General features: G+C 35.2%; 17 protein-coding genes. 14 read left to right on the forward strand and 3 right to left on the reverse strand.

Annotation, left to right across the window (positions count from 1 at the left end; translation table 11 throughout):
- Positions 1 to 278 precede the first annotated feature (278 nt).
- A complete protein-coding gene (locus tag FFWV33_RS05275) occupies positions 279 to 1,826 on the forward strand; it encodes an aldehyde dehydrogenase (NADP(+)) (protein ID WP_108739941.1) in 1,548 nt (515 codons plus the stop codon).
- A gap of 163 nt (positions 1,827 to 1,989) precedes the next feature.
- Here FFWV33_RS05275 and FFWV33_RS05280 read toward each other — a convergent pair whose 3' ends face one another.
- Complete coding sequence (locus tag FFWV33_RS05280; protein ID WP_108739942.1) at positions 1,990 to 2,709, reverse strand: ribonuclease activity regulator RraA; 720 nt, start codon at positions 2,707 to 2,709, stop codon at positions 1,990 to 1,992.
- Positions 2,710 to 2,894: 185 nt separating this feature from the next.
- On the opposite strand from FFWV33_RS05280, the gene FFWV33_RS05285 reads away from it, so the two are divergent.
- Entirely contained in the window at positions 2,895 to 5,201 is a 2,307-nt protein-coding gene (locus tag FFWV33_RS05285) for a chondroitinase-B domain-containing protein (RefSeq protein ID WP_108739943.1), read from the forward strand.
- 118 nt (positions 5,202 to 5,319) lie between these two features.
- Here the strand turns inward: FFWV33_RS05285 and FFWV33_RS05290 are convergent, their stop codons facing one another.
- Positions 5,320 to 6,363: a LacI family DNA-binding transcriptional regulator gene (locus FFWV33_RS05290; protein WP_108739944.1), complete on the reverse strand. Its 1,044-nt coding sequence runs from the start codon at positions 6,361 to 6,363 to the stop codon at positions 5,320 to 5,322.
- A 165-nt stretch (positions 6,364 to 6,528) separates the two neighbouring features.
- On the opposite strand from FFWV33_RS05290, the gene FFWV33_RS05295 reads away from it, so the two are divergent.
- From FFWV33_RS05295 to FFWV33_RS19710, 7 genes are all read left to right on the forward strand, one after another.
- Positions 6,529 to 9,123, forward strand: coding sequence for a TonB-dependent receptor (locus tag FFWV33_RS05295; RefSeq protein WP_108739945.1), 2,595 nt, complete (start codon positions 6,529 to 6,531; stop codon positions 9,121 to 9,123).
- Between the two features lie 70 nt (positions 9,124 to 9,193).
- Positions 9,194 to 10,504 carry an amylo-alpha-1,6-glucosidase gene (locus tag FFWV33_RS05300; RefSeq protein WP_108739946.1) on the forward strand — a complete coding sequence of 437 codons (1,311 nt, stop codon included), beginning with the start codon at positions 9,194 to 9,196 and terminating at the stop codon, positions 10,502 to 10,504.
- A 21-nt stretch (positions 10,505 to 10,525) separates the two neighbouring features.
- On the forward strand, positions 10,526 to 12,148 hold the full coding sequence (locus FFWV33_RS05305) for a sodium:solute symporter family transporter (RefSeq protein ID WP_108739947.1): 1,623 nt from the start codon (positions 10,526 to 10,528) through the stop codon (positions 12,146 to 12,148).
- A gap of 60 nt (positions 12,149 to 12,208) precedes the next feature.
- Complete coding sequence (locus tag FFWV33_RS05310; RefSeq protein ID WP_108739948.1) at positions 12,209 to 13,336, forward strand: glycerate kinase; 1,128 nt, start codon at positions 12,209 to 12,211, stop codon at positions 13,334 to 13,336.
- Positions 13,337 to 13,638: 302 nt separating this feature from the next.
- Positions 13,639 to 15,663, forward strand: a complete 2,025-nt coding sequence (locus tag FFWV33_RS05315; protein WP_159085976.1) for an ATP-binding protein — start codon at positions 13,639 to 13,641, stop codon at positions 15,661 to 15,663.
- Between the two features lie 19 nt (positions 15,664 to 15,682).
- A complete protein-coding gene (locus FFWV33_RS05320; RefSeq protein ID WP_342748670.1) occupies positions 15,683 to 16,489 on the forward strand; it encodes a Gfo/Idh/MocA family protein in 807 nt (268 codons plus the stop codon).
- Positions 16,490 to 16,501: 12 nt separating this feature from the next.
- On the forward strand, positions 16,502 to 16,672 hold the full coding sequence (locus tag FFWV33_RS19710; protein ID WP_342748671.1) for a hypothetical protein: 171 nt from the start codon (positions 16,502 to 16,504) through the stop codon (positions 16,670 to 16,672).
- Positions 16,673 to 16,855: 183 nt separating this feature from the next.
- Here FFWV33_RS19710 and FFWV33_RS05325 read toward each other — a convergent pair whose 3' ends face one another.
- A complete protein-coding gene (locus tag FFWV33_RS05325) occupies positions 16,856 to 17,659 on the reverse strand; it encodes a THC0290_0291 family protein (protein WP_108739950.1) in 804 nt (267 codons plus the stop codon).
- 234 nt (positions 17,660 to 17,893) lie between these two features.
- On the opposite strand from FFWV33_RS05325, the gene gdhA reads away from it, so the two are divergent.
- From gdhA to FFWV33_RS05350, 5 genes are all read left to right on the forward strand, one after another.
- The gene (gdhA, locus tag FFWV33_RS05330; RefSeq protein ID WP_108739951.1) at positions 17,894 to 19,237 is read left to right on the forward strand and encodes an NADP-specific glutamate dehydrogenase; all 1,344 of its coding nucleotides are present in this window, start codon (positions 17,894 to 17,896) and stop codon (positions 19,235 to 19,237) included.
- Between the two features lie 134 nt (positions 19,238 to 19,371).
- Positions 19,372 to 21,651, forward strand: coding sequence for a type IX secretion system anionic LPS delivery protein PorZ (porZ, locus tag FFWV33_RS05335; protein WP_108739952.1), 2,280 nt, complete (start codon positions 19,372 to 19,374; stop codon positions 21,649 to 21,651).
- Positions 21,641 to 22,735, forward strand: coding sequence for an acyltransferase family protein (locus FFWV33_RS05340; RefSeq protein WP_108739953.1), 1,095 nt, complete (start codon positions 21,641 to 21,643; stop codon positions 22,733 to 22,735). Before porZ ends, FFWV33_RS05340 begins: the two co-directional genes overlap by 11 nt.
- A gap of 56 nt (positions 22,736 to 22,791) precedes the next feature.
- The gene (gene recO, locus FFWV33_RS05345) at positions 22,792 to 23,505 is read left to right on the forward strand and encodes a DNA repair protein RecO (RefSeq protein WP_108739954.1); all 714 of its coding nucleotides are present in this window, start codon (positions 22,792 to 22,794) and stop codon (positions 23,503 to 23,505) included.
- A gap of 47 nt (positions 23,506 to 23,552) precedes the next feature.
- A complete protein-coding gene (locus FFWV33_RS05350) occupies positions 23,553 to 25,229 on the forward strand; it encodes a glucose/sorbosone family PQQ-dependent dehydrogenase (protein WP_108739955.1) in 1,677 nt (558 codons plus the stop codon).
- The last annotated feature ends 1 nt before the right edge of the window (position 25,230 follow it).

Consider the following 25,230-nt stretch of genomic DNA (forward strand, 5'->3'; position numbering starts at 1 on the left):
ATTATATCTTCAAAAAACATCATTTTATTGTATTATTGTCAAAGCTTTTAAGATTAATATGCTTTTGATTATTATTATAGTTTTTTTTATCGAATAGTATTTTTCTCCTCTGCTTTTTTAAAAAATCAGCAGTGCATATTTTTGTAGAAATCAGTAAAATCACAAATAATTGGTTAACCAGTTAACTGAAATGAGTGATTTATTTGGTATATTTGCTAAAGTCGATTGCTACAGCGTAGTGATTCTTTCTTTTCTTTTCGAAATAAAAAAAAATAATTATGAGTGAATTTTCAACGTTTTATGCTTTTAATCCCGCTACCAACGAACCACTAGAAGGTGCGTTTTCGACCACTACAAATGCAGAGTTAGAAACCGTAGTGCAGCAAGCGGTAACAGCTTTTGATAATTATAGAAAGAAAGATAAAAATCAAATAGCCGATTTTTTAGAACAAGTTGGAAAAGAAATAATAAACCTAGGAGATGATTTGCTTACCCGCTGTCATCTTGAAACCGCTTTACCTATGGCGCGCTTGCAAGGGGAGCGTGGAAGAACAGTTGGGCAGTTGCAATTGTTTGCCAATTTTGTGCGCGAAGGTTCATGGGTTGAAGCCAAAATTGACACGGCACAGCCAGATAGGAGTCCGATGCCAAAGTCGGATATCCGTCAAATGTTGGTGCCCTTAGGACCTGTTGCCGTATTTGGTGCAAGTAATTTTCCGTTGGCTTTTAGTGTAGCTGGTGGCGATACAGCATCGGCATTGGCTTCGGGTTGCCCTGTAATTTTCAAGGCACATCCAGCACATCCTGGCACTTCAGCTTTGGTGGCTGCTGCTTTCGAAAAAGCAATCGAAATTTGTGGTATGCCAAAAGGAACCTTTAGTATGGTTCAAGGAAACACCAATGCCTTAGGCGGTGCACTAGTTTCTCATCCTTCGATAAAAGCAGTTGGATTTACGGGTTCGTTTGCAGGAGGAAAAGCGCTCTTTGATTTGGCTAATGCAAGACCAGAGCCGATTCCTGTTTTTGCAGAAATGGGTAGTACTAATCCCTTATTTGTTTTACCAGAAATTCTAAAAGAAAAAGCAACAGCAATAGCAGCAGGTATGGCTACCTCTATTGCACAAGGTGTGGGTCAATTTTGTACCAATCCAGGTTTGGCTTTTATTCAAAAATCGGATCAAGCAGAGGTTTTTTCTCAGCAATTAATACAAAACATATCTCAAACCCCAGCCGGAATTATGTTGACAGCCGGAATAGGGAAAGCCTATCGAGAAACTATTTCCATTACGCAAGAAATTGATAATGTGGCTACAATGGCAACAGGTGAGAGTAGTGATGCTGCCAATGCAGGAGTTGCAAAAGTGTTCAAAGCTTCGGTTGCGACCTATTTTAAAACGCCACAATTGGCTGAGGAGAATTTTGGCCCTTCACAGGTTTTAATTGAAGCCGATACTAAAGAAGAACTATTGCTAGCGGCGCAAAATTTACAAGGTCATTTAACGGCAACCGTTCATGGAACGGCAGCCGATTTAGAAAATTACAAAGAATTATTACAAATATTAGAATTAAAGGTAGGGCGAATAGTAATCAATGGTTATCCTACAGGCGTTGAGGTATGTCACGCAATGGTACATGGTGGACCATATCCTGCAACCACAGCGCCGCATTCAACCTCGGTAGGTACACAAGCAATCAAACGATTTGTGCGTCCGGTTTGCTATCAAGATTATCCGGCGTTTTTATTACCTGATGCTTTAAAAGATGAGAACCCTTTTGGAATCATGCGTTTTGTTGACGGTATGTATTCAACCGCTTCCATCGTGTAGTAATTGCAAATAAATAATAAAGCCACCAATTAACTATAATTGTTCCGAGTATATGGAAACGATTATTGTTAATTGGGGGCTCTTTTTTTTATAATAGCCCAATTAAAGCGAGAGATCGCTTTTTAAGGCTAATGGACTTACATTGGTTCAGGAAAGAAGTTTACTATTTGGTTTGCTTTGATTTCCATTCTTCATAGTCAAACAATGTTTGCTCATGTGTTGCGGGATACAATCCTATGATGGGCCTTCCCTCAGCTACTTTTTCTAAAACAAAATTTTCAAACATCGTCATTTCCATGCATTCGGCAGCAACTTCGTCTACAATATGAGCAGGAATCACCATGACACCATCATCATCACCAACAAGAACATCACCCGGAAAAACAGCTACGTCTCCACAGGCTATTGGAATATTAATGTCTAAAGCCTCATGTAATGTGAGGTTGGTGGGTGCAGAGGGGCGACTGTGATATGCCGAAAAAGGTAAGTTGGCAATAGAAGCCGAATCTCTAAAACCACCATCAGTTACAATTCCGGCTGCTCCTCTAACCATCAATCGTGAGACTAATATGTCTCCTGCAGATGCTGCGCGGGCATCTTTGCGACTGTCAATTACAAGCACACTTCCTTCTGGACAGGTTTCTACCGCTACACGTTGCGGGTGATCTGCATTTCTAAAAACAGTGATTGGATTACGATCCTCACGAGCAGGTATGTATCGTAACGTGAATGCTTCGCCCACCATTGTTGGTTTTCCCAATTGCAAAGGCTTAACATCTTGTATAAATTGATTTTTAAATCCTTTTTTATAAAGACATGTAGCGATAGTTGGGGTACTTATAGTTTTTAATTTTTCTCTTGTTTCAGTAGAAAGTTTTGTCATTTTATATTTTTTTAGAAAGAAATCGTATTGTAATCAATAAATTATGCATATATTTGGAAACCCAAACTGGTAAACCAATTTATATTTTGTAAAGATATGTTTTTTAAAAGTACATATTTGATTGTATTAAGAAACAAACTGCTTTATAAAAATAAGAAATAAAAATAAAATAAGTCAATATAATTATGAAGAAGGTCATTTTCTTAGGAGTACTATTTTTATTGTTTTCTTTCCGATCCATCGATTCGGGTAAAAATATCACTGTATCCAATCAACAAGAATTGAATGCGGCGATTAAAGAAGCGAGCGCTGGAGATCAAATTATCATGGCAAATGGAATTTGGAAGGACATTCAAATTAAATTTACAGGAAAAGGAACCCAAGCGGCTCCAATTGTATTGAAAGCAGAAACTCCAGGAAAGGTTTTTATCGAAGGAGTCTCAGATTTAAAAATAGGAGGTACCTATCTTGAAGTTAGTGGTCTTTTCTTTAGAAATGGTTACACGCCTTCAAGTACTGTAATTGACTTTCATATTGATAAAAAGAGTATTGCCAACCATTGCAAAGTAACCCAATGTGTCATTGAAGATTTTACACAACTCAACCGTGTTCATGATGATCACTGGATTGAATTTTGGGGTAGATACAATGAATTAGATCACAATTATATTACTGGTAAGTCCAATCAAGGTCCTACTATCATGGTGGTTTTAAAAGGGAATGAACATATAAACAACCATCATAAAATTACAAACAATCATTTTGGTCCCCGTCCAAGAAAAGGTGGTCCGCATGGAGAAACGATTCAGATAGGAGATAGTGGTACTTCAATGTCGCCTTCTTATACGTTGGTTGCTCACAATTTATTCGAAAGATGTGATGGTGAAGTCGAAATTATTTCGAACAAATCAAACAACAATGAATATAGAAACAATATTTTCTACAAATCTGAAGGATCTTTGGTATTGCGTCACGGAAACTACTGCACCATTGATGGCAATATCTTTATAGGAGATGAGAACTCAGATTTTATGGGAGGTGTTCGTGTAGTTAATACAGGACATTGGATAACCAATAATTATTTCTACAAAATCAAAGGAGCAGAATTTCGTAGTGCATTAGCAGTAATGAATGGAGTGCCAAAAGCACCACAAAATCGTTACAATCAAGTAACTGATGTTGTTATTGCATACAATTCGTTTGTTGATTGTATTACGCCATGGCAGTTTAGCGTAGGTGCCAATATGGATAAGAGTGATGTTTTGCCTGCAACAGAAATTCGTTCGGCAAGACCAGATCGCACAATAGTTGCCAATAACAGCATCTACAATCAAGTGCCAAATGATTTTCCGGTGAAAGCCTATGATAAGGTTGACGGAGTTTTGTTCAAAAATAATATATTGAACAGCCCAAATAACAGTGATGTAAAAGACAACGGTATTCAAACAGCCGCTTTTGGTGTAAACAAAGTATCAGATTGGTTGTATGTACCCACAGAGAATAAAACAGATGTTTATCAAGGATTTGATTTTGAAACTATTTCAACAGATTTATTTGGTAGCGATAGAACAGCAACAAATGCTGTAGGAGCGATGGTTTTGCCAGTGGATAAAAACAAGGGTACAATTATAACTAAGGACTATGGTACCAATTGGTTCGCAACAGATAAAAAAATGACGGCTCCAAAAACCGTAAAAGTGAGCACTGCTCAAGAACTGATCGCTGCAATTGACAAAGTAGAGGCTGGATCTATTATCGAATTAAAAAAAGGAGTCTATAACCTTACCGAATCTTTGGTGATTAATAAAGCAATCACAATCAAAGGTAAAAACAAAAATAGTAAAGCAACTCTTGTGTACACGGGTGCTGCAAAAAGTCCTGCTTTTTTGATGGAACCAAAAGGAAACTTAGCTGTTGAGAATTTGATTCTAAAAGGAAGTAAAGAGCAATATGCTTTTGCAACGCTAGAGAAAAACATGAAGAGTGCTTATAATTTAAAAATGAACACCATTGAAGTTTCTGACTTCGAAACTATTCTTAATGCCTACAAAGATGCTTTTGCAGATACAATTGCGATTGACAACTCCGTTTTTAAAAATTGCAATAGAGGAATTAGATTAGCAGATGAGAATGAAGATTTAGGGGAATACAACGCAGAATTTGTGTACATCAAAAACTCAAAGTTTGATGCAATTCAGTCAAGTGTTTTGGATTATTACCGTGGTGGTTATGATGAATCTACCATTGGAGGAAATTTAGTTTTTCAAAATAATACAGTTACCAATTCGGGTAAACAAGAAGCGAGTGGTATTTTGGTTAAAACGCGCGGAATTGTAAACGTGGTTTTTGCTAACAATACATTCACCAACAACCCTATCGCTGCGATAGCAGTATTATGGGGTGAAAAAGGGCAAGCGCCCAAAGACAACATGATCAAAAATTCAGGTGAGATTAAAATCGAACAAAACCTGAAACAAAAGATGATGTACTAACATTGAGATTTAATTGTTTTTTTTAATATTTTTTTTTTGGTTACAAAGGGAAATTCTGGTGGTTCGGAAATTTCCCTTTGTTTTTTTTATGCCTTTTCGAAAAGAACAAGCAAAATGATTATCCTTTAGTTTTTCTTTTTAAAGGATTAAAAGAAGATTTTCTGATAATGAGATTGGTTTTGATTTCAATCGTTTTGTAATTCACCGGTGCGTCTGTATTCATTTCTTCGATTAAGTATTTTACTGCAACCTCACCAATACGATTTCCAGGTTGGGCAATGCTAGATAATTGTGGTTTTATGATGGTCGAAAATATGGAGTTACTAAAACCTACTACAGCAATTTCTTCAGGAATTTTTACTTTGTTTTTCTTCAATTCCTTGATAGCTCCAATTCCGGCTTCATCAATTATGGTAAAAATAGCGTCGGGTTTGTTCTGCAAACTCAGTAATATTTTAGTTTGTCGTTGCCCTTCTTCAATCGATAAATCTTCAGAACTCATAATAATAGCATCGTCAACTTCTAATTTGTACTTGCGTAATGCTTTTAAGTACCCAAGATAGCGTCTTTCAGAAACATTGGAACTGTCAGATTCTTTGATGATAGCTATTCTTTTTTTTCCAATCGTGATCAAATGTTCGACTGCTTGAAAAGCGGCATCTTCATCGTCAATAATGATTTGTGTGCAAGGAACTTTATCCGAAATTCGATCAAAAAGGATTAACGGAATGTGTTTCATCATGTCCAAAATCTCGTCTACATTTTTTGTTTTTTTTGTTAAAGAAAGTAAAACGCCGTCTACGCCAAACTGAATCATAGTTTCGAGTAGTTCTGCTTGCTTTTTTTCACTATTAAAAGACTCGCAGATAATAACTTTGTAACCGGCAAGCTCAGAGGCAGAGATGATTCCTCGTAATAAGGTAGCAGTAAAGCGGTGTTCGATATTGGGAATAATGACACCAATAATGTTGGTTTTATGAGAACGAAACCCCTTTGCAAATAGGTTAGGCACGTATTTGACCTTATTAGCATATGCTTTGACACGTTCTTTAGTTTCTTCACTAATGTCAGAATGATCATTTAAGGCACGAGATACCGTGGATATTGATAATTCTAAATCTAAAGCCAGTTTTTTTAGGGTTATGATATTTTTTTTACTCATTTTTTACCGATTTGATAAGCAAAGGTATAAAAAAAAATGCTATTGCGAACGTTTGCGGAAACGTTTGCGTTAATTTTTCGTTAATTTGTAGCATCAAATTGTCGTGTTACTTTATAATTTAGCCTTAACAAAAAAACCACATAAATTAATTTAATCAACCAAATTATGAAAAACTATATCAAAGTATTTTTACTGCTTGTAGGAACGGTTACCTATTCGCAGACGACCGTTAAAGGAACGGTAAAGGATGAACAGAGTAATCCAATTCCACAAGTGAATGTTGTTATTCTAGGTTCGAATGTTGGAGTGACAACCGATTTCGACGGGAATTATGTTTTAACTACTAAGTTAACCGGGGCACAAAAAATTAAAGTGGCTACTATTGGTTTTAAAGATCAAATCCAAGCTATAAAATTAGGAGATAGTGAAATAACTTTAAATTTCACCTTAAAAGAAAGTATGGAAATGCTTGACGAGGTAGTATTAACTGGTACATCAGTAAAGCGTTCTCAAAAAGAGACACCTGTTTCTGTAACTTCCTTTAGTGCTAAGGATTTGACAAAGCTTAATACAAGCAGCCAGGCAAATATATTGAGAAGTGTACCAGGGATTACCACAGAAAATGGTGGTGGAGAGGTAGGTTCGAATGTATTTGTGAGAGGTTTACCTTCTGGAGGTCAATTTCAATTTAATCCTATCCAAATAGATGGTATGCCAGTATTATCTACATTCGGATTGAATTCATCTGCTCATGATGTTTACTTTAGAACCGATATCGGAATGAAAAGTTTAGAGTTTATTCGTGGTGGATCGTCAGTATTATATGGTGCAGGTTCTGTAGCGGGTATTATTAACTACACAAGTGAAACAGGTTCTACAAAACCTAAAAATATTTTTAAAACAGAAGTAGGAACAAATTCTAGATACAAAGCAGATTTCTTATCTAGTGGTCAATTAGGAGGAAAAGATTCTGATATGTTTTATGCAATCACAGGTTTTTACCGTTATGACGAAGGACCAATCAAAACTGGTTTGCCTACAGAAGGTTACCAATTGCGTGGTAATTTGAAAAAAGTTACAGATAAAACTACAATCACATTTTCTGGACAAGTAATTGATGATAAAGTACAATTCTTTTTGCCTTACCCATTACAAGGGGGAAGTAGAGAGAGACCTATTGGAAATGATGGTAAAGAAATTGTGACTTTGCAAACTGCTGCAGCTTCAAATATCTCATATGCTACTCCTGATGGAATTTTCAAAACTAATATTAGAGATGGTGTTGCTACAAAAGGAGGTTATTTTATGACGAATTTTGTTCACGATTTTTCAGATAACTTCTCTATTGATGCTAAAGTTAGAAAATCGAACTACAAACACCAATTTAACTTATTCTTAGATGGAAGTGGATTAACTGGGCCTAAAGTTGTTGAAACTCAAGCCGAGTACAAAGCAGCAAGAGGTATTGTAGCGGGTAATTTTACAAATCAAAACGGTGCAGCTTTACCAGCAAATGCACTTTTATTCGAAAACAGAATATTAGATAGAGTTCGTCCATTAGATGAATTGGTATCTGAGATCAAATTGATTAACAAAATGGGAGTGCATACGGTAACAGCTGGTACCTTTATGTCTAGAGCTTCTGCAGGAGACATGAATGTTACTTCTAGTTATTTAAGTGAATATAGCAACAGTCCAGGTTTGGTTAACCTTTCTGGATATACTGTAGATGGTGTTACTAATAGAGGTGCAGGATATTCTAACAAAAATGTTACAAGTAATAAATTAGCTTTCTTCTTGACAGATCAAATTAAATTAGAGAAATGGAATTTTGATATTGGAATCAGACATGAAACAGCTTCTGGAACTATTCAAAACGAAAAAACAGCTTCTTTTAAAATGAGCACTTTCGCAGGAAATTCTAAGATTGAAAATGTAACTTGGGGTACTGGAGCATATGAAACAGCTAAAGTTTCAACAGATGATTATGCAGTTTCATTGGCGGCATTGTACAAAGTTAGTACAAGTACAAGTGTATATGGTAACTTTTCAAAAGGATATTTCTTCCCTGAATTGCGTTCTGTAAAAATAAATGCTAATGGAGGTCATTCTACTTATTCTCCTGAAAAAATTATTCAATCTGAAGTTGGTGTTAAATACGGTAAAGGAAATTTTTCTGGAACAGCTGCGATTTTCTCTCTTAACTTATCTGATAGAAGAAACATTGCCTTCTTAAATGATGGTGTTGGTGGATTTACTGAAAAAGTAGATTTACAAGATACAAAATCAGCAGGTATTGAAACTACTTGGAACTGGAGATTTGTAGATGGATTTGCCTTCAACGGAACATTTACATACCAAAAACATGAGTTAACAAAATCAGAGAACAACCCAGCATTTGTAGGGAATAAATTGGCAAGACAACCAAACGTTATGACAAAATTAGGTTTGTCTTATGACAAATCAAACTTCGATGCAAATTTTGACTTTAACTACGCAGGTGACAAATACACTAATGATGCTAATACAGTTTTATTAAAAGGTTTTGGAATTGTTGATTTAAGTTTAGGATACACATTCAACATAGGTAAAGACAACGAAACATTACGTATAGGTGCACAATCTTTCAACTTGTTTAACTCTGCAGGAGTTACAGAAGGATCTCCAAGATTAGGTGATAACCAAACAGATGAGCAATTCTTCGTAGGAAGACCTATTATTCCTAGAACTGCTTTGATGAACTTAACGTTCAATTTCTAATACATTAATTACAATAAAAAGGGTGCTTTTGCATACTGTGATAGCACCCTTTTTTTTAAAAAATCTGATTATGGCTACTGATTTAACAAAAGAAGCACAACAAATATTAAATGAAAATTTCCAAGCGGGAGGATATACTATTCCGTGTAAAGGGTTGTACCCTTTTCAATGGAAATGGGATTCTGGGTTTATTGCCCTTGGATTTGCTCATTATGATATGGAAAAAGCAAAGGCCGAGATGAAAACACTTCTTGATGCACAATGGGACAATGGATTTATTCCACATATCGTTTTTCATCAAAAGTCGGATACTTATTTTCCTGGACCAGATTTCCACCAAGCCGAGTTGCATCCTTTGTCCAACAAAGACTATCCTTCAACAGGAATGACGCAACCACCTGTTTTGGGCTTTACATTAGAAAAAATGTATCAAATAGCACAAAACAAAGAGGATGTTTTACAGTTTATTATAGAAAATATTGGAAAAGTATACGACAATCACAACTATTTCTATAGTAAAAGAGATCCTCAAAATGAAGGCTTGGTGTACATCTACCATAACTGGGAGTCGGGAACAGATAATTCGCCACTTTGGGATGATATTTGGGCAACAATGGATCCGCCAACGTATACCTTTGAACGAAAAGACACAAAGTTAATTGACCCTTCGGAGCGACCTTCAAACAGAGAATACGACCATTATTTGTACATTATAGACATTGCAAAAGAGCACAACTATGATGACCAAAAAATTGCCGAACTGTCTCCGTTTTTAGTACAAGATCCGCTTTTCAATGCGATGTTGATTAAGTCCAATCAAGCAATGATTGATTTGTACAAAATAATTGGAGGGAACGAAGACAAAATTGCACAATTAGAAAAATGGCAAGCAAAAAGTAAAGCCTCTTTTAATTCGAAATTGTATGATGAGGAGCTAGGTGCCTATATTCATTATGATTTGAGAAATGAAAAACCAATTCGTTTTGTGAGTTCTTCTTCTTTTTCACCTTTATTTGCTGGGGTACCAACTATTAAGCAAGCCGCAACGCTTGTCAATACAATGATGACCAAGTTTGGTGGAGATGATATGTACTTGTGTGCATCTTTTGATCCTACAAATGAGCGTTTCAATCCAAAAAAATATTGGAGAGGTCCTGTTTGGATCAACCTGAACTGGATGTTGTATTATGGTTTAAAGGATTATGGTTATGATGAAATTGCCGATAGAGTAAAATCGGATAGTTTTGAATTGTTAGAAAAAGTGGGTTTTTATGAGTATTTTAATCCCGTGAAAGCAGCTTATGATACAGAGACCAAAGGGTACGGTGGAGGAAATTTCTCTTGGAGTGCTGCTTTGTACTTGGATTTGATGAATCAATAATTAGTAAAAAAATAGTTAATTATGAACTGGATAGACTATATAGTGGTTATCGTTTACCTAATTGCCTTTCTAGGATTAGGAGTTTTTTTTAAGGAAAATAATGATGCAAAGGATTATTTCTTAGGAGGTAAGCAAATGGGTTGGTTTCCCTTAAGTTTATCTGCCATGGCAACCCAACTCTCTGCCATCAGTTTCATTTCTGCTCCTGCCTTTGTTGGTTTGGCACAAGGGGGCGGAATGAAGTGGTTGACTTTTGAGTTGGCAGTGCCACTGGCAATGATCGGAATTATATTAATTATTGTTCCCCCCTTATATCGCGCCAATATTGTAAGTATTTATGAATTTATCGAAAGACGTTTTTCTACCTCTACACGTATTGTATTGAGTGTTGTTTTTCAAATAAGTCGTTCATTGTCTACAGGAGTTGGGGTATACACCATTGCTATTATCTTGCAGTCGGTTTTAAATATTAGTTTTCATTACACCATTATTTTAATTACCATTATTACCATTGTATACTCATACATGGGCGGCATGAAGGCAGTTGTATGGGGTGATGCGATCCAAATGGTAATCTTATTTGGTGGTTTGTTAATCTGTATCTATTTTGGTTGGGATTTGTTAAAAGCCAATCCAGATTTCACAGGATTTGATAGTCAACGTTTACAAGTTATCGATGTTCCTAATCTAGGATTTGATGGTGGAACTTACGGGTTGCTACCTATGGTTTTGGGTGGTTTGTTCTTGTATCTTTCTTATTATGGTACCGATCAAACACAAGCGCAACGTTTAATATCTGCAAAAGATGAGGATGCTGCCAAAAAAATATTATTGACCAATGGATTACTTCGTTTTCCGGTAGTATTAACCTACTGTATAATGGGATTGATTATTGGAGCTTTGGTAAACTTGACTCCAGATTTCATGAATGAAATTGCAGCAGTTACCAAACAACATTATCCTGAAGAGTTTTTGAAAAACGGAATCAAACCTGATTTGATGTTGCCTGTTTTTATTATGAAATATTTGCCTCACGGTTTAATTGGTATTTTGATCGTCGGAATCCTTTCTGCGGCAATGTCATCTGTGAGTGCTACAATTCACTCGCTAGGAGCAGTAACTGTTGAAGATTTGTTTAATAGAGGAAAAGTAAAGTTGAGTCAAGCTCGCTACATGAAACTATCTAAACTAGCAATTGTTTTTTGGGGATTTGTTTGTATCGCATCTGCGTATCTTTTTGGAAACAATGGCGGTACTGTGATTGAATTGATCAATATGATTTCGTCACAATTTTATGGTCCTATCTTGGCGACTTTTATTATCGCTATTTTGGTAAAAAGAGTGAACTACATTGGAATGAATGTTGGTATCGTAGGTGGAGTTTTGATAAACGTTATGATCAAATATTTCTTTGAAGATATCTTTTGGATTTGGTTTAATCTTACTGGTTTTGTTTTGACTTTTGTATTGGCTTTAGTTGTGAGTGCATTGTATAAAACAGATAAAAATGAAGATATTAATATTGAATTTAAAGTAAAAAGAGAAGATATATTTACAAAAGAGGTTTACATTTTGGTGGTTTTCTTTATAGCTATTTTAGGCCTTAGTTGGAGTCTACCTGCTATTCTTGCAAGTGTACATTAGTAGTACTTTGTGCGTTGCACGCCCAAAATAATAGTTTTAATTTAAAAAAAAGTAGCGCTGATGAAAATAGTGATAGCACCAGATAAGTTTAAAGGTTCGTTGTCTGCAATGGAAGTTTGCAATGCCATCGAAGCAGGGATTCATAAATATGATGCAACTATTGAAACGATCAAACATCCGTTGGCAGATGGAGGTGAAGGAACCTTGACTATTTTGCAGAATTATTTTGAGTTAAAAACAGCAGCCGTTGTAGTGAAAGATCCTTTGTTTCGCACCACAACAGCTACTTATAAATACAATGATCATACGGCATTTATTGAAATGGCAAATGCATCGGGCTTACTGCTTGTAGATGCATTGGATAGAGATTGCAGCAATTCGACCTCATTTGGTACAGGACAACTCGTCTTGGATGCGGTGAATAAAGGTTTTCGAAAAATAATATTATTTATTGGCGGTTCGGCTACCAATGATGGTGGCATTGGAATGGCAACCGCATTGGGTTTTGGTTTTTTTTCGAAAGAAGGCCAAACTGTTGCACCAGTGGGTAAAGAATTGATCAATATTGATAAAATCACAACAGACAAAGTGATCGAAGTCTTAAAGTCGGTTCATTTTACGGTAGTTTGTGATGTAAAAAATCCCTTGTACGGTAGCAATGGCGCTGCGCAGGTGTATGCTGCGCAAAAAGGAGCTTCACTAACAGATATTGAGCAACTTGATTTGGGATTGCAAAACTTTAGTGTTCAGGTCGAAAAATATTTGGGACAAAATGTAGCAACATTAGAAGGGGCTGGAGCTGCTGGAGGAATGGGTGCTGGAGCAGTTTGTTTTTTAAATGCTAAAATGCAGTTAGGAATAGATTTTGTAATGGAGCAAACAGGTTTTGATGTAGTAATCCAAAATAACATAGATCTAATAATTACTGGTGAAGGAAGTGTAGACAAACAAACCATTGAAGGTAAAGTAATCAAGGGAATTAGTGAGAGAGCACGTCAAAATAAAATTCCGTTTGCAATAGTTGCTGGAATTGTGAAAGATATGGACTTAATTACTGATAATTTGAAGCCAGAAAGTATACAGTCAATAATGGATTTGGGAGTGACGGTAGAAGATGCTATGCAAAATGCAGCAGTACATTTAACCGAAATGACATATCAAATGATAGAAAGTAATAGAGCAAATTGATACAAATAGTAAGGATTTGAAGTCCTAGCAAAAGCATAAAAAAAGCAGAAACACAGTGTGTTTCTGCTTTCGTCGTTTAGTAGTAGTCGTTAGAAAAATAGGCTATTGGTTTACCAAATCATCTTTTGTACTGTTAATTGTTAAAGCTGGTTTTTTCATAAATAGGCTTTTTAACGTTAAAATTTGTTAACTGTTTAACATTTAGGCTTATATTCGCAGAACGACTTTGGTGCAATCTACAGCGCTTTTTATTTGTGACCTATATGAAAAATGTTTTTTTATGTATTTTATCGATATTATTTATGCAATTTGTTTTAGGGCAAAAGGCAGAGACAGATACCTATGTGGTCGATACTTTGCAAATAGATACTTATCTTAAAAAAGCATCAAGCTTACCAATAGAACAAAAAGCAGAAGCCGTAAAATTATTTAATAAAGCATCTTTTATTGCGATTGATAGAAAGTTAGAGGAGCAAGTCGCAAAGGTTTACTTTAAAGGTGGGATGTTTTTTTACGAGCGATATGATAATTTTGAGGCAATAAAATATTTTAATAAAGCTTTGCCGATTTATGAAAATTTACAAATGCCCAAGGCGTTAAGTGAAATAAATTTTTACTTAGGTGAATCTTATTTGAGTGTAGGATCAGATGACGTAGCATTTAAGTATTACATACGTGCACTGCGTTTGTTTGAAGATAGTGGTAATAAATTGCGAATGGCTGACTGCTATAACGGAATCGGTACAATCTACGGTAATAAAAATCCTCGAGTTGCGATCAAGTATATTAAAAAGACTTTTCCGATTTTTATGGAAGCCAAAAATTATAACGGTATAGCTATAAGTTATATCAATATGGCTAATACCATCGCTAATCAAGGAAAATTTGAACAGGCTATTGTGTTTTATTCCAAGTCTTTGACGGCTGTAAAAAAAACAAATAATCGCTACAACCTAGCAATTAACTACAATAACATTGGTGACTGTTATAATAATCTGAAGCAGTATAATAAGGCAATCTCTTACTTTAATCACTCTTTGGCACTAGCCAAGGGCCTAAAGAGCGATGACTTTAACTCATTAATTAAATATAATATTGCCGAGGCTAAGTTAAATTTGGGACTGTATGATGAAGCCATCGATTATGTCAGCAGTAGCTTAGAATTGACCAAGACTACCCATAATATTGAAATTGAAACCAGTAGTTTACTTTTAGCTTCAAAAGCTTATGAGAAAATGGGTAAGCAGAGTTTGGCACTACAGTTCAAAAATGACTACATTGACATTAAACAAAGAACCCTTAAAGATACCGAAAAAAAGAAAATACAACTTTTTCAGAGTGTTCTTGAACTTGAAAAATCACAATTTCAAGTTAGTGAACTGGAGGTTAAAAATGAAAACAATCAATTAAAATTACAATCAAAAAGAGATATTACTTACTTTCTTGTTTTTTTATTACTCGCTCTGGTAGTCTTTGTTGTCGTTTTAAAATTTCAGCAAAAAGCAAAACGTGAATTCAATCGTCAATTAATTTTGAAATCTAAAGAAATTAGTGAGATGAAGGATAGAATTCAAATTCAAAATGATTACTTAAGCGACTTAAATACAACTAAGAATAAGCTCTTCAAAATTATTGCGCATGATTTGAAAAATCCTTTGAGCTCTATCGAAGGCTTTACCGACTTAATGATCCACGATGATGGTGATTACGACGAAGAAGAGAGTAAAATGTACCTCAAGGTTATTCAAGAGTCTGCAACCAAAGCATCGGTGATTTTAAATGATGTTTTGCAATGGGCCGTAAACCAAGAGAATCCTGTTAAAAATAAAAAAGTTGATTTGTTTAAAGTAGTGACTGAGGAATTAAAACTGCTCGAAATACAAGCACTGCAAAAGGAAATTATACTTGAAAATAAGATTGATCCTAGTTTGAAATTTATCACTGATAAAAATAAATTGGCAACTATAATTCGCAATTTAATTTCGAATGCAATTAAATTTACACCCGAGAAAGGAACTGTGACAGCCATAAGTGAGTTAATAGACAAAAAGATTTGCATCACGATTAGGGATACAGGGATTGGTATGGCTCCAAATATACTCGAAAAAATATTTGTTGTAGATTATCGAAAATCAAGGCCAGGGACTAATAGTGAAGGAGGAACGGGTCTAGGTTTGATTTTATGCAAAGATTTTGTAGAGAAATTGGGCGGAACTATTACTGTAAATTCAGAGGTAGGAGTAGGTTCATCATTTAGTTTTACATTGCCGTATTGCACAGAAGAATGTATGGATCAGCCAGAAATAGCTGTTGAAGAGTTAGTATAATATTTCAAATTTTTTTTAAATGACTACAATTGAAGGTATTTCTCAAATTATACGTTGGGGAATCATAGGCTGTGGTAATGTCACCGAAGTAAAAAGCGGACCTGCTTACCAAAAAACGCCCGGTTTTGAATTGCTCGCTGTCATGCGTAGAGATGGAGCTAAAGCAGCAGATTATGCACATAGGCATGGAGTTCAAAAGCATTATGCAAATGCAGAAGAATTAATTAATGATCCAGAGATAGATGCAATCTATATTGCTACGCCACCAGATTCTCATAAATTTTATAGTTTAAAAGTAGCTGCAGCAGGTAAAATTTGTTGTATCGAGAAACCTATGGCGCCAAATTATGAGGATTGCGTCGAAATTTATAATGCTTTTGAGGAACAAAAAATCCCGTTATTTGTGGCTTATTACCGCCGCTCATTACCTCGTTTTACCCAAATTAAAAAATGGCTCGATGCCAATTCTATTGGTGATCTAAGACATATAAATTGGCATTTAAGCAAGAAAACATCCGAACAAGATCTTTCAGGAGAATACAATTGGAGAACGGATTCGAAGGTAGCGATTGGTGGCTATTTTGATGATTTGGCCAGTCACGGTATGGATTTATTCAATTATCTATTGGGAGATATAAAACAAGTTTCTGGGTTTGCTAATAATCAACAAGGATTATACTCCGCTTATGATGCTATTGTGGCATCGTGGATGCATGAGTCTGGTGTAACGGGTACAGGAAGCTGGAATTTTGGGTGTGCTACACGAGAAGATAAAGTACAAATAATAGGAAGTAAGGGTAAAATTGAATTTGCAGTTTTTGAATAAGTTCCCCTATTTTTGACGAATGAAAACGGAATGGTAGAGCTATTTATCGAACATCCTGAAAATGTACAGTTATATCACGTACAAAACATGAAAGAGCATTTAGCAGATAATATGGAACATCCATCTACAGGGAAATCAGCACTACATACAAGCTGGGTATTAGAACAAATTGTTAAAGAATAAGAAAGGTGTAAGTTGTAATTTTACAAAATGTTAACTTTTAACTAGTTGTTATTGAGCTGGTTAATTTGTAATTTAGCATAAGTTAATACATCATATGCTTTCTCTTTTTTTAAGATGTTTGAGAAAGTAAAAAATCCCAATTCTGATATTTTAGAATTGGGATTTTAATTTATATTCCTACTTTTATTGAAGGTAATAGATGTAGCCAAAATTGAGCCATACTAGCCAATCATTAGCCTTGTTTTCTTTATAAATATCTGGATTTGGGTTTAGACCATCGACCCAATTCGAAAAGAAATACTGAAATCGTAAATCGATCATTAAATCACGCAAAGGACTTAGCTTATATCGAGTACCAACACTTGAAACTACAGACCAAACGGTATTACTTTCTGTAGAAAACCCAAAAGGACGATTGCCTGAAGGAGTAAGGTATTTTGGAAAAGTAGTTAAAGGAGATCCTAATGGACCAAGAGATGAATGTGCTTCAGCATTGTAATAGCTAAACTGTGCTCCCAAACTCACAAAGGGTCCTAGACTACCCGTTCTTGATGTAAAATCGCGAATACTCAACGGAAAATATTCGAGCTGCATACCAATATTTGTCAGTTGCGTGCTTCCCTTCATCGCTCGTAGTTGGTCAGCACCTAGACCTGTGCGCTCTGGCTTGACCCATTCTCCTGCATGTTCCAAGTTTGTTTTATTATAAGACAACTCTGTTCGCAGTTTAAAATGGTCGTTGAAGTAGGTGTCAGGAGTGTAGCAATTACAATCGGCTTCGTATGAAAAGTTTAGGTAATGGATAATCCCTATACCAAAACCAGAATTTTCTAGATTAGTTTTAAGGTCATAGCGTTCACCGTAATCAGATTGAAATGCAATGGGGCCTGCAATAATTCCGATTTCATGTGAAAACCCAAATTGCGCTTGTGCTGCGTTCGAGCAGGCAAATAGAGCAAATAATGGGATAATAAAGCATTTGAACATATTAAGTAGGTTTTGCATGTCAAGACAAAGATATAAAATACTAGTTACCGAGGCCTATCAAATGAGAAATAACCGAAAGATTATCAGTATACTAATGATTGAAAATTCACTAGTATAACAATTTAATAGAATTTAGTTAAATTTTAAGGTTACTTTTTAATTGGGATTTGTTAAAAAATGTATATTTGCCTTAGCACGAAATCGATTTCTTAAATGTGCTTAAAATGTAAATGTATGTCAAAAAATATTGAAAATTTTATAGCGGAGGTTACTCGTAAAAATCCAAATGAACCAGAATTTTTGCAAGCTGTTGTTGAGGTAGCAGAGACTGTAATGCCGTTTATTGAACAAAATGAAAAATACCAAAATAAAATGCTATTGGAGCGCATGGTCGAATCTGATAGGATTATCATCTTTAGAGTTGCTTGGACAGATGACAAAGGTCAAACACAAGTAAACAGAGGATTCCGTATTCAAATGAATTCAGCAATCGGACCTTATAAAGGAGGTCTTCGTTTCCATCCATCAGTAAATCTTAGTATTTTAAAATTTTTAGCTTTCGAACAAACCTTTAAAAATAGCCTTACTACATTGCCAATGGGTGGTGGAAAAGGTGGAGCTGATTTTGACCCTAAAGGTAAATCAGATAATGAAGTAATGCGTTTTTGCCAAAGTTTTATGACCGAATTGTCTAAACATATCGGTGCGAATACTGATGTTCCTGCAGGAGATATTGGAGTTGGTGGTAGAGAGATAGGGTACTTGTTTGGTCAATATAAACGACTAAGAAATGAATTTACAGGAGTACTTACTGGTAAAGGTATGTCTTATGGAGGTTCATTAATTCGCCCAGAAGCAACTGGTTATGGTGCTGTTTATTTCACACAAAGTATGTTGGCTACCAAAGGAGATGATTTGTCTGGTAAGATTGTTGCTATTTCTGGTTCTGGAAATGTGGCGCAATATGCCGCTGAAAAAGCAACACAATTGGGTGCAAAAGTGGTTACCTTATCAGATTCTGCTGGTTATATTTATGACGAGGAAGGAATCTCTCCAGAAAAGTTAGCACACGTGATGTACATTAAAAATGAAGCTAGAGGTAGAATTAGTGAATATGTTGCAAAATATCCTAATGCAAAATATATCGCAGATAGTCGTCCATGGAGTGTGAAGTGTGACATAGCAATGCCATGTGCAACACAAAATGAAGTTAGTGAAGCTGAAGCAAAACAATTGGTAGCAAACGGATGTATATGCGTGACCGAGGGAGCAAACATGCCAACTACGCTAGAAGCTTTGGCTGTTTTTCAAGAAGCTAAAGTTTTATTTGCACCAGGAAAAGCATCAAATGCAGGAGGGGTTTCTACTTCTGGATTAGAAATGTCTCAAAACTCATTGCGTTTAAACTGGACAGCAGAAGAAGTAGATGAGCGATTAAAAGGAATCATGACTTCTATTCATGCTTCATGTGTAGCTTATGGGTCAGATGCATCAGGGTATGTCGACTACGTAAAAGGAGCAAATATTGCTGGTTTTGTAAAAGTAGCAGATGCTATGCTTGCACAAGGAGTCGTATAATTTTTTTTTAACTTATAGTTGAAACTCTCTACGGTATTGCATGACGCATTATTGTAGGGAGTCTTTTTTTATAAAGTTATAAATTTCGAATACCTATCTTTACGTTATATTTGTGGACCTAAAGGGTGTAGATAATGAAAAAGATAATAGCAGTTTTTTTACTCTTATTTGTGAGTCATGTGGTTTTGGCACAGAGCAATTTATCGTGGCAAGGCTATTTCTCATACAACGAAATAAAAGATATTTCAGCAAGTACTTCAGCTGTTTTTGCTGCATCTGAAAATGCTTTGTTTTCGAAAAATTTGGTTTCGAATGAATTGAAAACGATCACCACTATTGATGGTTTGTCTGGTGAAACTATAACAGCAATGTACCATAGTACGAGTTTGAATAAAACAATTGTGGGATATGAAACCGGTTTGCTGACTGTGATAAATGACACTGATGGCAAAATTTTGAAAGTGGTTGATATCTTAAACAAACAAATCCCTACTAGCGTCAAAAGAGTTAATCATTTCATGGAATACCAAGGTATTATATATGTTTCTTGCGATTTCGGAATAGTTCAGTTTAATTTAAATACAATGCTTTTTGGAGATACCTACTTTATAGGTGATAACGGTGTTGAGATAAAAGTCAATCAAACTGCGGTATTTGATGGATTTATCTATGCCGCAACAGCAGTCGGAATTAAAAGAGCAACAGTAACTAGCAAAAATTTAATTGATTTTAGTCAATGGGTTACCATCTCTCCGGGATATTGGAGCGGAATAGAGACTTTTGGATCAGAGTTGGTAGCAATAGACTCTGCTGGAGCTCTACATAGATATAGTGCAAATTCTTTTGTAAATTTTAGAAGTTTACATCAATTCCCTAACGATATTAGAAGCTCAGGTGAATATTTAATAGTCACAACTCAAAGTACTATTTTTATCTTTAATTCAGCATTGGCAACTACACGGCAAATTGATACAAGTAGTATACCAGGCGGCGGAGTTTTTAGTTGTGCTGCCATCGTAGAGGACAAGGTTTATATTGGTACTACAGCCAAGGGCATGTATACGCTATTGTTGCAAGGTGGGACCACCGCTGAAAACACAACCCCTAGCGGACCAATTAAAAATAATATTTTTGCAATAGATTCTGGTACTACAGCCTTGTGGGCAGTTTATGGAGGATATTCAAGTAGCTATAACCCTTATCCACTTAAAAGTAATGGTATTAGTAAGTTTAGTTCATCAGGATGGTTAAATATACCATATGAAATGGTGTTAGGTGTACAGTCTACAGGTAGAGTAGCAGTCAATCCCTATAAGGAAAGTGATGTATTTGTCTTTTCTTTTTTCAGTGGTCTATTGAAAGTTGTAGATGATGTTCCAACTACCTTATATACCAAGAGTAATAGTGGGCTGGAGGATATATCTTTTATACCCAATTATTCAAACGATGTAAGAGTGAATGGTGGGGTATTTGATAAATCAGGTAATCTATGGGTAAATAATAGTTTTGTAAAAAACGGAATAAAAGTATTTAATGCCAATGGGACTTGGCAAAGTTTTTCAACTGAAGTAATTTTGAATAATTATCAAATTTGTAGTTTTGGTAAGATGTCAATTGACAAGCGGAGTACAAAATGGTCTGCTACCTTTACTGAAGGTATACTAGGTTTTAATGAAACTGGTAATGTATTCAAGAAAATTACGGTAGGTGAAACAGTTGGAAATTTACCTGACCGTGATGCTAGAGTTGTAACCCCTGATAATAATAATCAGCTATGGATAGGTACTATTAAAGGACTTCGTGTGCTGTCTAATATTAATGATTTTTTTACCGAAGATCAGTTGACTACAAAACCTATAATAATACTCGAAGATGGTGTGGCTCAGGAACTATTGTATGAGCAATTCATCACAGATATTGTTGTAGATGGGGCTAATAATAAGTGGATTGGAACGGCAGATTCTGGAGTGTTTTTTGTTTCTCCAGATGGTCAAAAAACTATTTATCATTTTACATCTACAAATTCACCTTTGCCCGGCAATAGTATAAATGATATTGCAATAAATGGCCTTACAGGGGAGGTTTTTATAGCAACATCCAAAGGGATGATCTCGTTTAAGGGAGTGGCCACAAAAGCAAGTTCAGACTTAAACAACGCTTATGTCTATCCCAATCCTGTGCGACCAGGGTATGAAGGTACCGTCAAGATTGCAGGATTGGTAGATAAGGCCAATGTTAAAATTACTGATATTGAAGGTAATTTAGTTTATGAAACCACTTCACAAGGTGGGACGATTGAATGGGACACAACGGCTTTTGGTAAATATAAAGTTGCAACGGGGGTGTACATGATCTTTATCGTAGCCGAGGATGGTATTGAAACGAAAGTTAAAAAAGTGATGATTGTACGATAATATAAAAATAACAGAAGAATCACATTTGAAACGTTTACCTAATCTTACAGGTCTCCGTTTTGTACTGGCAGTTTTAGTTGTCATTTTTCATATTCCGCAGTTTTTTCAAAATAGAGGTTTACCTTTTTATAATGATTTTGCAGTTTTTCATAAAGGTTCAGAGGCTGTTTTTATGTTTTTTTCACTCAGTGGATTTTTGATTATAAGGCAGTTATATGTTGAGAAAAGAGCAAATAATACCATAAAAATCAAAGCCTTTTTTTACAGAAGAATATTGCGAATTTTTCCGCTTTATTATTTAGTGTTGATTTTTGGATTTCTCTATTATCGATTTATCCTACCATCTTTTGGTTATCCTACAGTTGCTGATTACGATCTGTTTTTGGGCGTGTTGTTGTCAGGTACATTTTTTGCAAATATTTTTTGTACATACTCACCTGGAGGTATCATCGAAATGTTGTGGTCTATTGCTATAGAGGAGCAATTTTACTTTTTTATAGCTCCGATCTTCTTTTTTCTACCTCTCAAAAGAATAAAGGTTTTTTTAGCCGTGTTCACATTGTTATATTTTGCACTTTATTTTTCTAAAGTGGTGCCATTATTACGAAATTATAGTATGTTCTTTTTTTATTTTTCATTCAGTGGACTTTGTGGTATAATTATGTTAAGTAGCACCGTTCAAAATTTAGTACTTAAATTTAAGTATCCACTTTTGTTTACTTTTTTAATTTATTTTTTTACTTCAATTTTTAGATCAAATTTACTAGATATACCTTATCATATGCTAAGTATGGTGCTGTTTGGTTTAGTGATTTCAGTTTTGTCGCAAAAGAAAAATATACTATTAGACAATGTAGTCTTAAATTATCTAGGAAAAATTTCCTATGGTATTTACATGTATCATGCTATTGTTATGCAATTTGTTGGTTTTTTATTTTTAAAATTTTTAAATAAGATATATCTCTCGTATAGTATTTATATAGTACTTGAAAACACTTTAATAATATTAATAACCGTACTACTTGCACATTTTTCATTTAAATACTATGAAACTTATTTTTTGAAGCTAAAAAAGAAATTTTAGATTTAACAATGTTTATTTTTTACATATAATTTTACCCACATAATTCTATTTAGTCCGTGCTAGTCAAAACAAAAGCCATAGTAATTTCTTCCATCAAGTATCAAGAAAAAAGTTTGATTGTAAAATGTTTTACACAATCTAGTGGGCTCAAAACTTATTTTGTACGCTCTGCTTTTTCGGGTCGAAAAAGCAACCAAAAGATAGCTTATTTTCAGCCGCTTTCTATTTTAGAAATCGAGGCAGATCATAAAAACAAAGGGACTATGGAGCATTTCAAAGAAATTAAAATTAGCGCTCCTTTTCAGAGTGTACACACTGATATTTTTAAAAGTACAATGGTATTGTTTCTCTCTGAGGTCTTGTATCATTCGATTCATGAAGAAGAGAAAAACGAATCGCTATTTGATTTTTTAGAAGTAGCTTTATTGTGGCTGGATACGCATGATGATATTTCAAATTTTCATCTTATTTTGTTGCTTGAGATTTCCAAATATTTGGGTTTTTATCCGGATGTTACCGATATTGATCAATCTTTTTTTGATATGCGTGACGGACAATTCACGCCATTTATAGGTGTAGATTCTCTAACAGGGCATCAAACGACATTGTTTAAAGTATTGATCGGTCTTAAGTTCGATACCAATCAGAAAGTATTTCATGTACTTGAAAGGCAGATATTATTGAAGATTTTGATGGATTATTATCGTTTTCACCTAGATGGATTTAGAAATCCAAAATCTCTTGAAGTTTTGAAAGAAGTTTTTTCTTGAAAAAGTTCAAGTTAGATGCTAATCTTTCTTAATTTTGAAAAAAACTTATGTCAAAAACTACTCTTACCCTTCTTGGGATATTTTTCTTCGGTGCAACCGCTATCGCTCAATTAACAGATCCGATTCCGGGAGATAGCTGGGCTATTTCTCAATTGGGACCAAATAATTTGTTAGACAATCCGTATGATATTTTGTATGCGCCAGATGATAATTTATGGATTACGCAGAGGGTAAATGGAGAAATTGCAAGGTACAATACAACCACAGGAACAAAAGATCTTTTAATCGATATTGCGGCAGTGTATTCCACAGGCGGGCAAGACGGTTTGTTAGGGATTGTTTTGCATCCACAGTTTGGTCAAAATGTAGGTAATGATTATGCTTATGTGGCTTATACTTATTATTCTGGTTCGCGAAAACTTAGAATTTCTAGGTTTACATATTCTAAAACCGGAGAGGATGGCAGTTTAGCCAATGAAATGGTTTTAATCGAAGGATTGTCTGGGAGCGTGGACCACAATTCGGGTCGCTTGGCAATTGGATCCGATTTGAAATTATATTACACAATTGGAGACCAGGGTAACAACCAGTTTTCTAATGCTTGTAACCCAATAAAAGCGCAAGTTCTACCAACAAACACATCGGATTATAGTGCGTATGAGGGTAAGATTCTAAGAATGAATTTGGACGGATCAATACCGACAGATAACCCAACATTGAGTGGAATAAGAAGTCATGTATACACCTATGGACATCGAAATGCACAAGGATTAGTTTTTGGGTCTAATGGAAAACTATATTCGTCTGAACACGGTCCGAAATCAGATGATGAAATGAACATTATCGAAGCGGGTAAAAATTATGGTTGGCCAAATATTTCTGGATATGTTGATAATAAGGCTTATGAATATTGTAATTGGTCTACTGCTCCAAATTGCAACAGCAACAGTTATTCAGATTTTAGTTGTCCATCCGGAGCTACAATTACTACAGAGATGAGTTGGGCGCTGCCTTCAAACTACAAGAATCCTACTCAAACGTGGGGTACTGTTGCTAGTTCTTATGATTTTCAAGCTGGTTGTGGATATATTTGTTGGCCAACAGTTGCTCCTGCAGGGATGGATATTTATGAAAAAGGTCTTATACCGGGTTGGGGAAACTCATTACTTGTTACGACCTTAAAACGTGGTCGAATTTACAGAGCAGCAATTGATGCTTCGGGTAATGGATTTAATGCTATTGCAGATCCAGAGGCAGACGGAACAAATGATGATTTTGAGGAACTTTGGTACACCCAAAATAGATACCGTGATATTGTAGCTGCACCAGACGGAATAACATTCTATATTATCACAGATAGCAGTGGGTCTACTTCGGGGCCTTCTAATAACAACTCCATATCAATTCAGAATCCAGGAATCATTATCAAAGTAAAATATACGCGAGTAACTCTGGGTGCGACTGCTTTTGAGTCATCAAAGGAGGTGGTTTTGACACCCAATCCGGCTAAAAATGATTTCAAAATCTCTTTTGATAGTACAAAAATGCAGTTTCAAAAACTTCAAATAATTGATACTAATGGACGCATTACGAAAGAAGTTGTAAGTCCAAAATCAAATCAATCCATTTCAATAAACGAAATAGCAAACGGTTTGTATTTTGTTAATTTACTTGATGAAAATGGGAATAAAACAACCAAAAAATTAATGGTTATAAAAGAGTAAG

The sequence above is a fragment of the Flavobacterium faecale genome, from assembly GCF_003076455.1.
GTDB classification, from domain to species: domain Bacteria; phylum Bacteroidota; class Bacteroidia; order Flavobacteriales; family Flavobacteriaceae; genus Flavobacterium; species Flavobacterium faecale.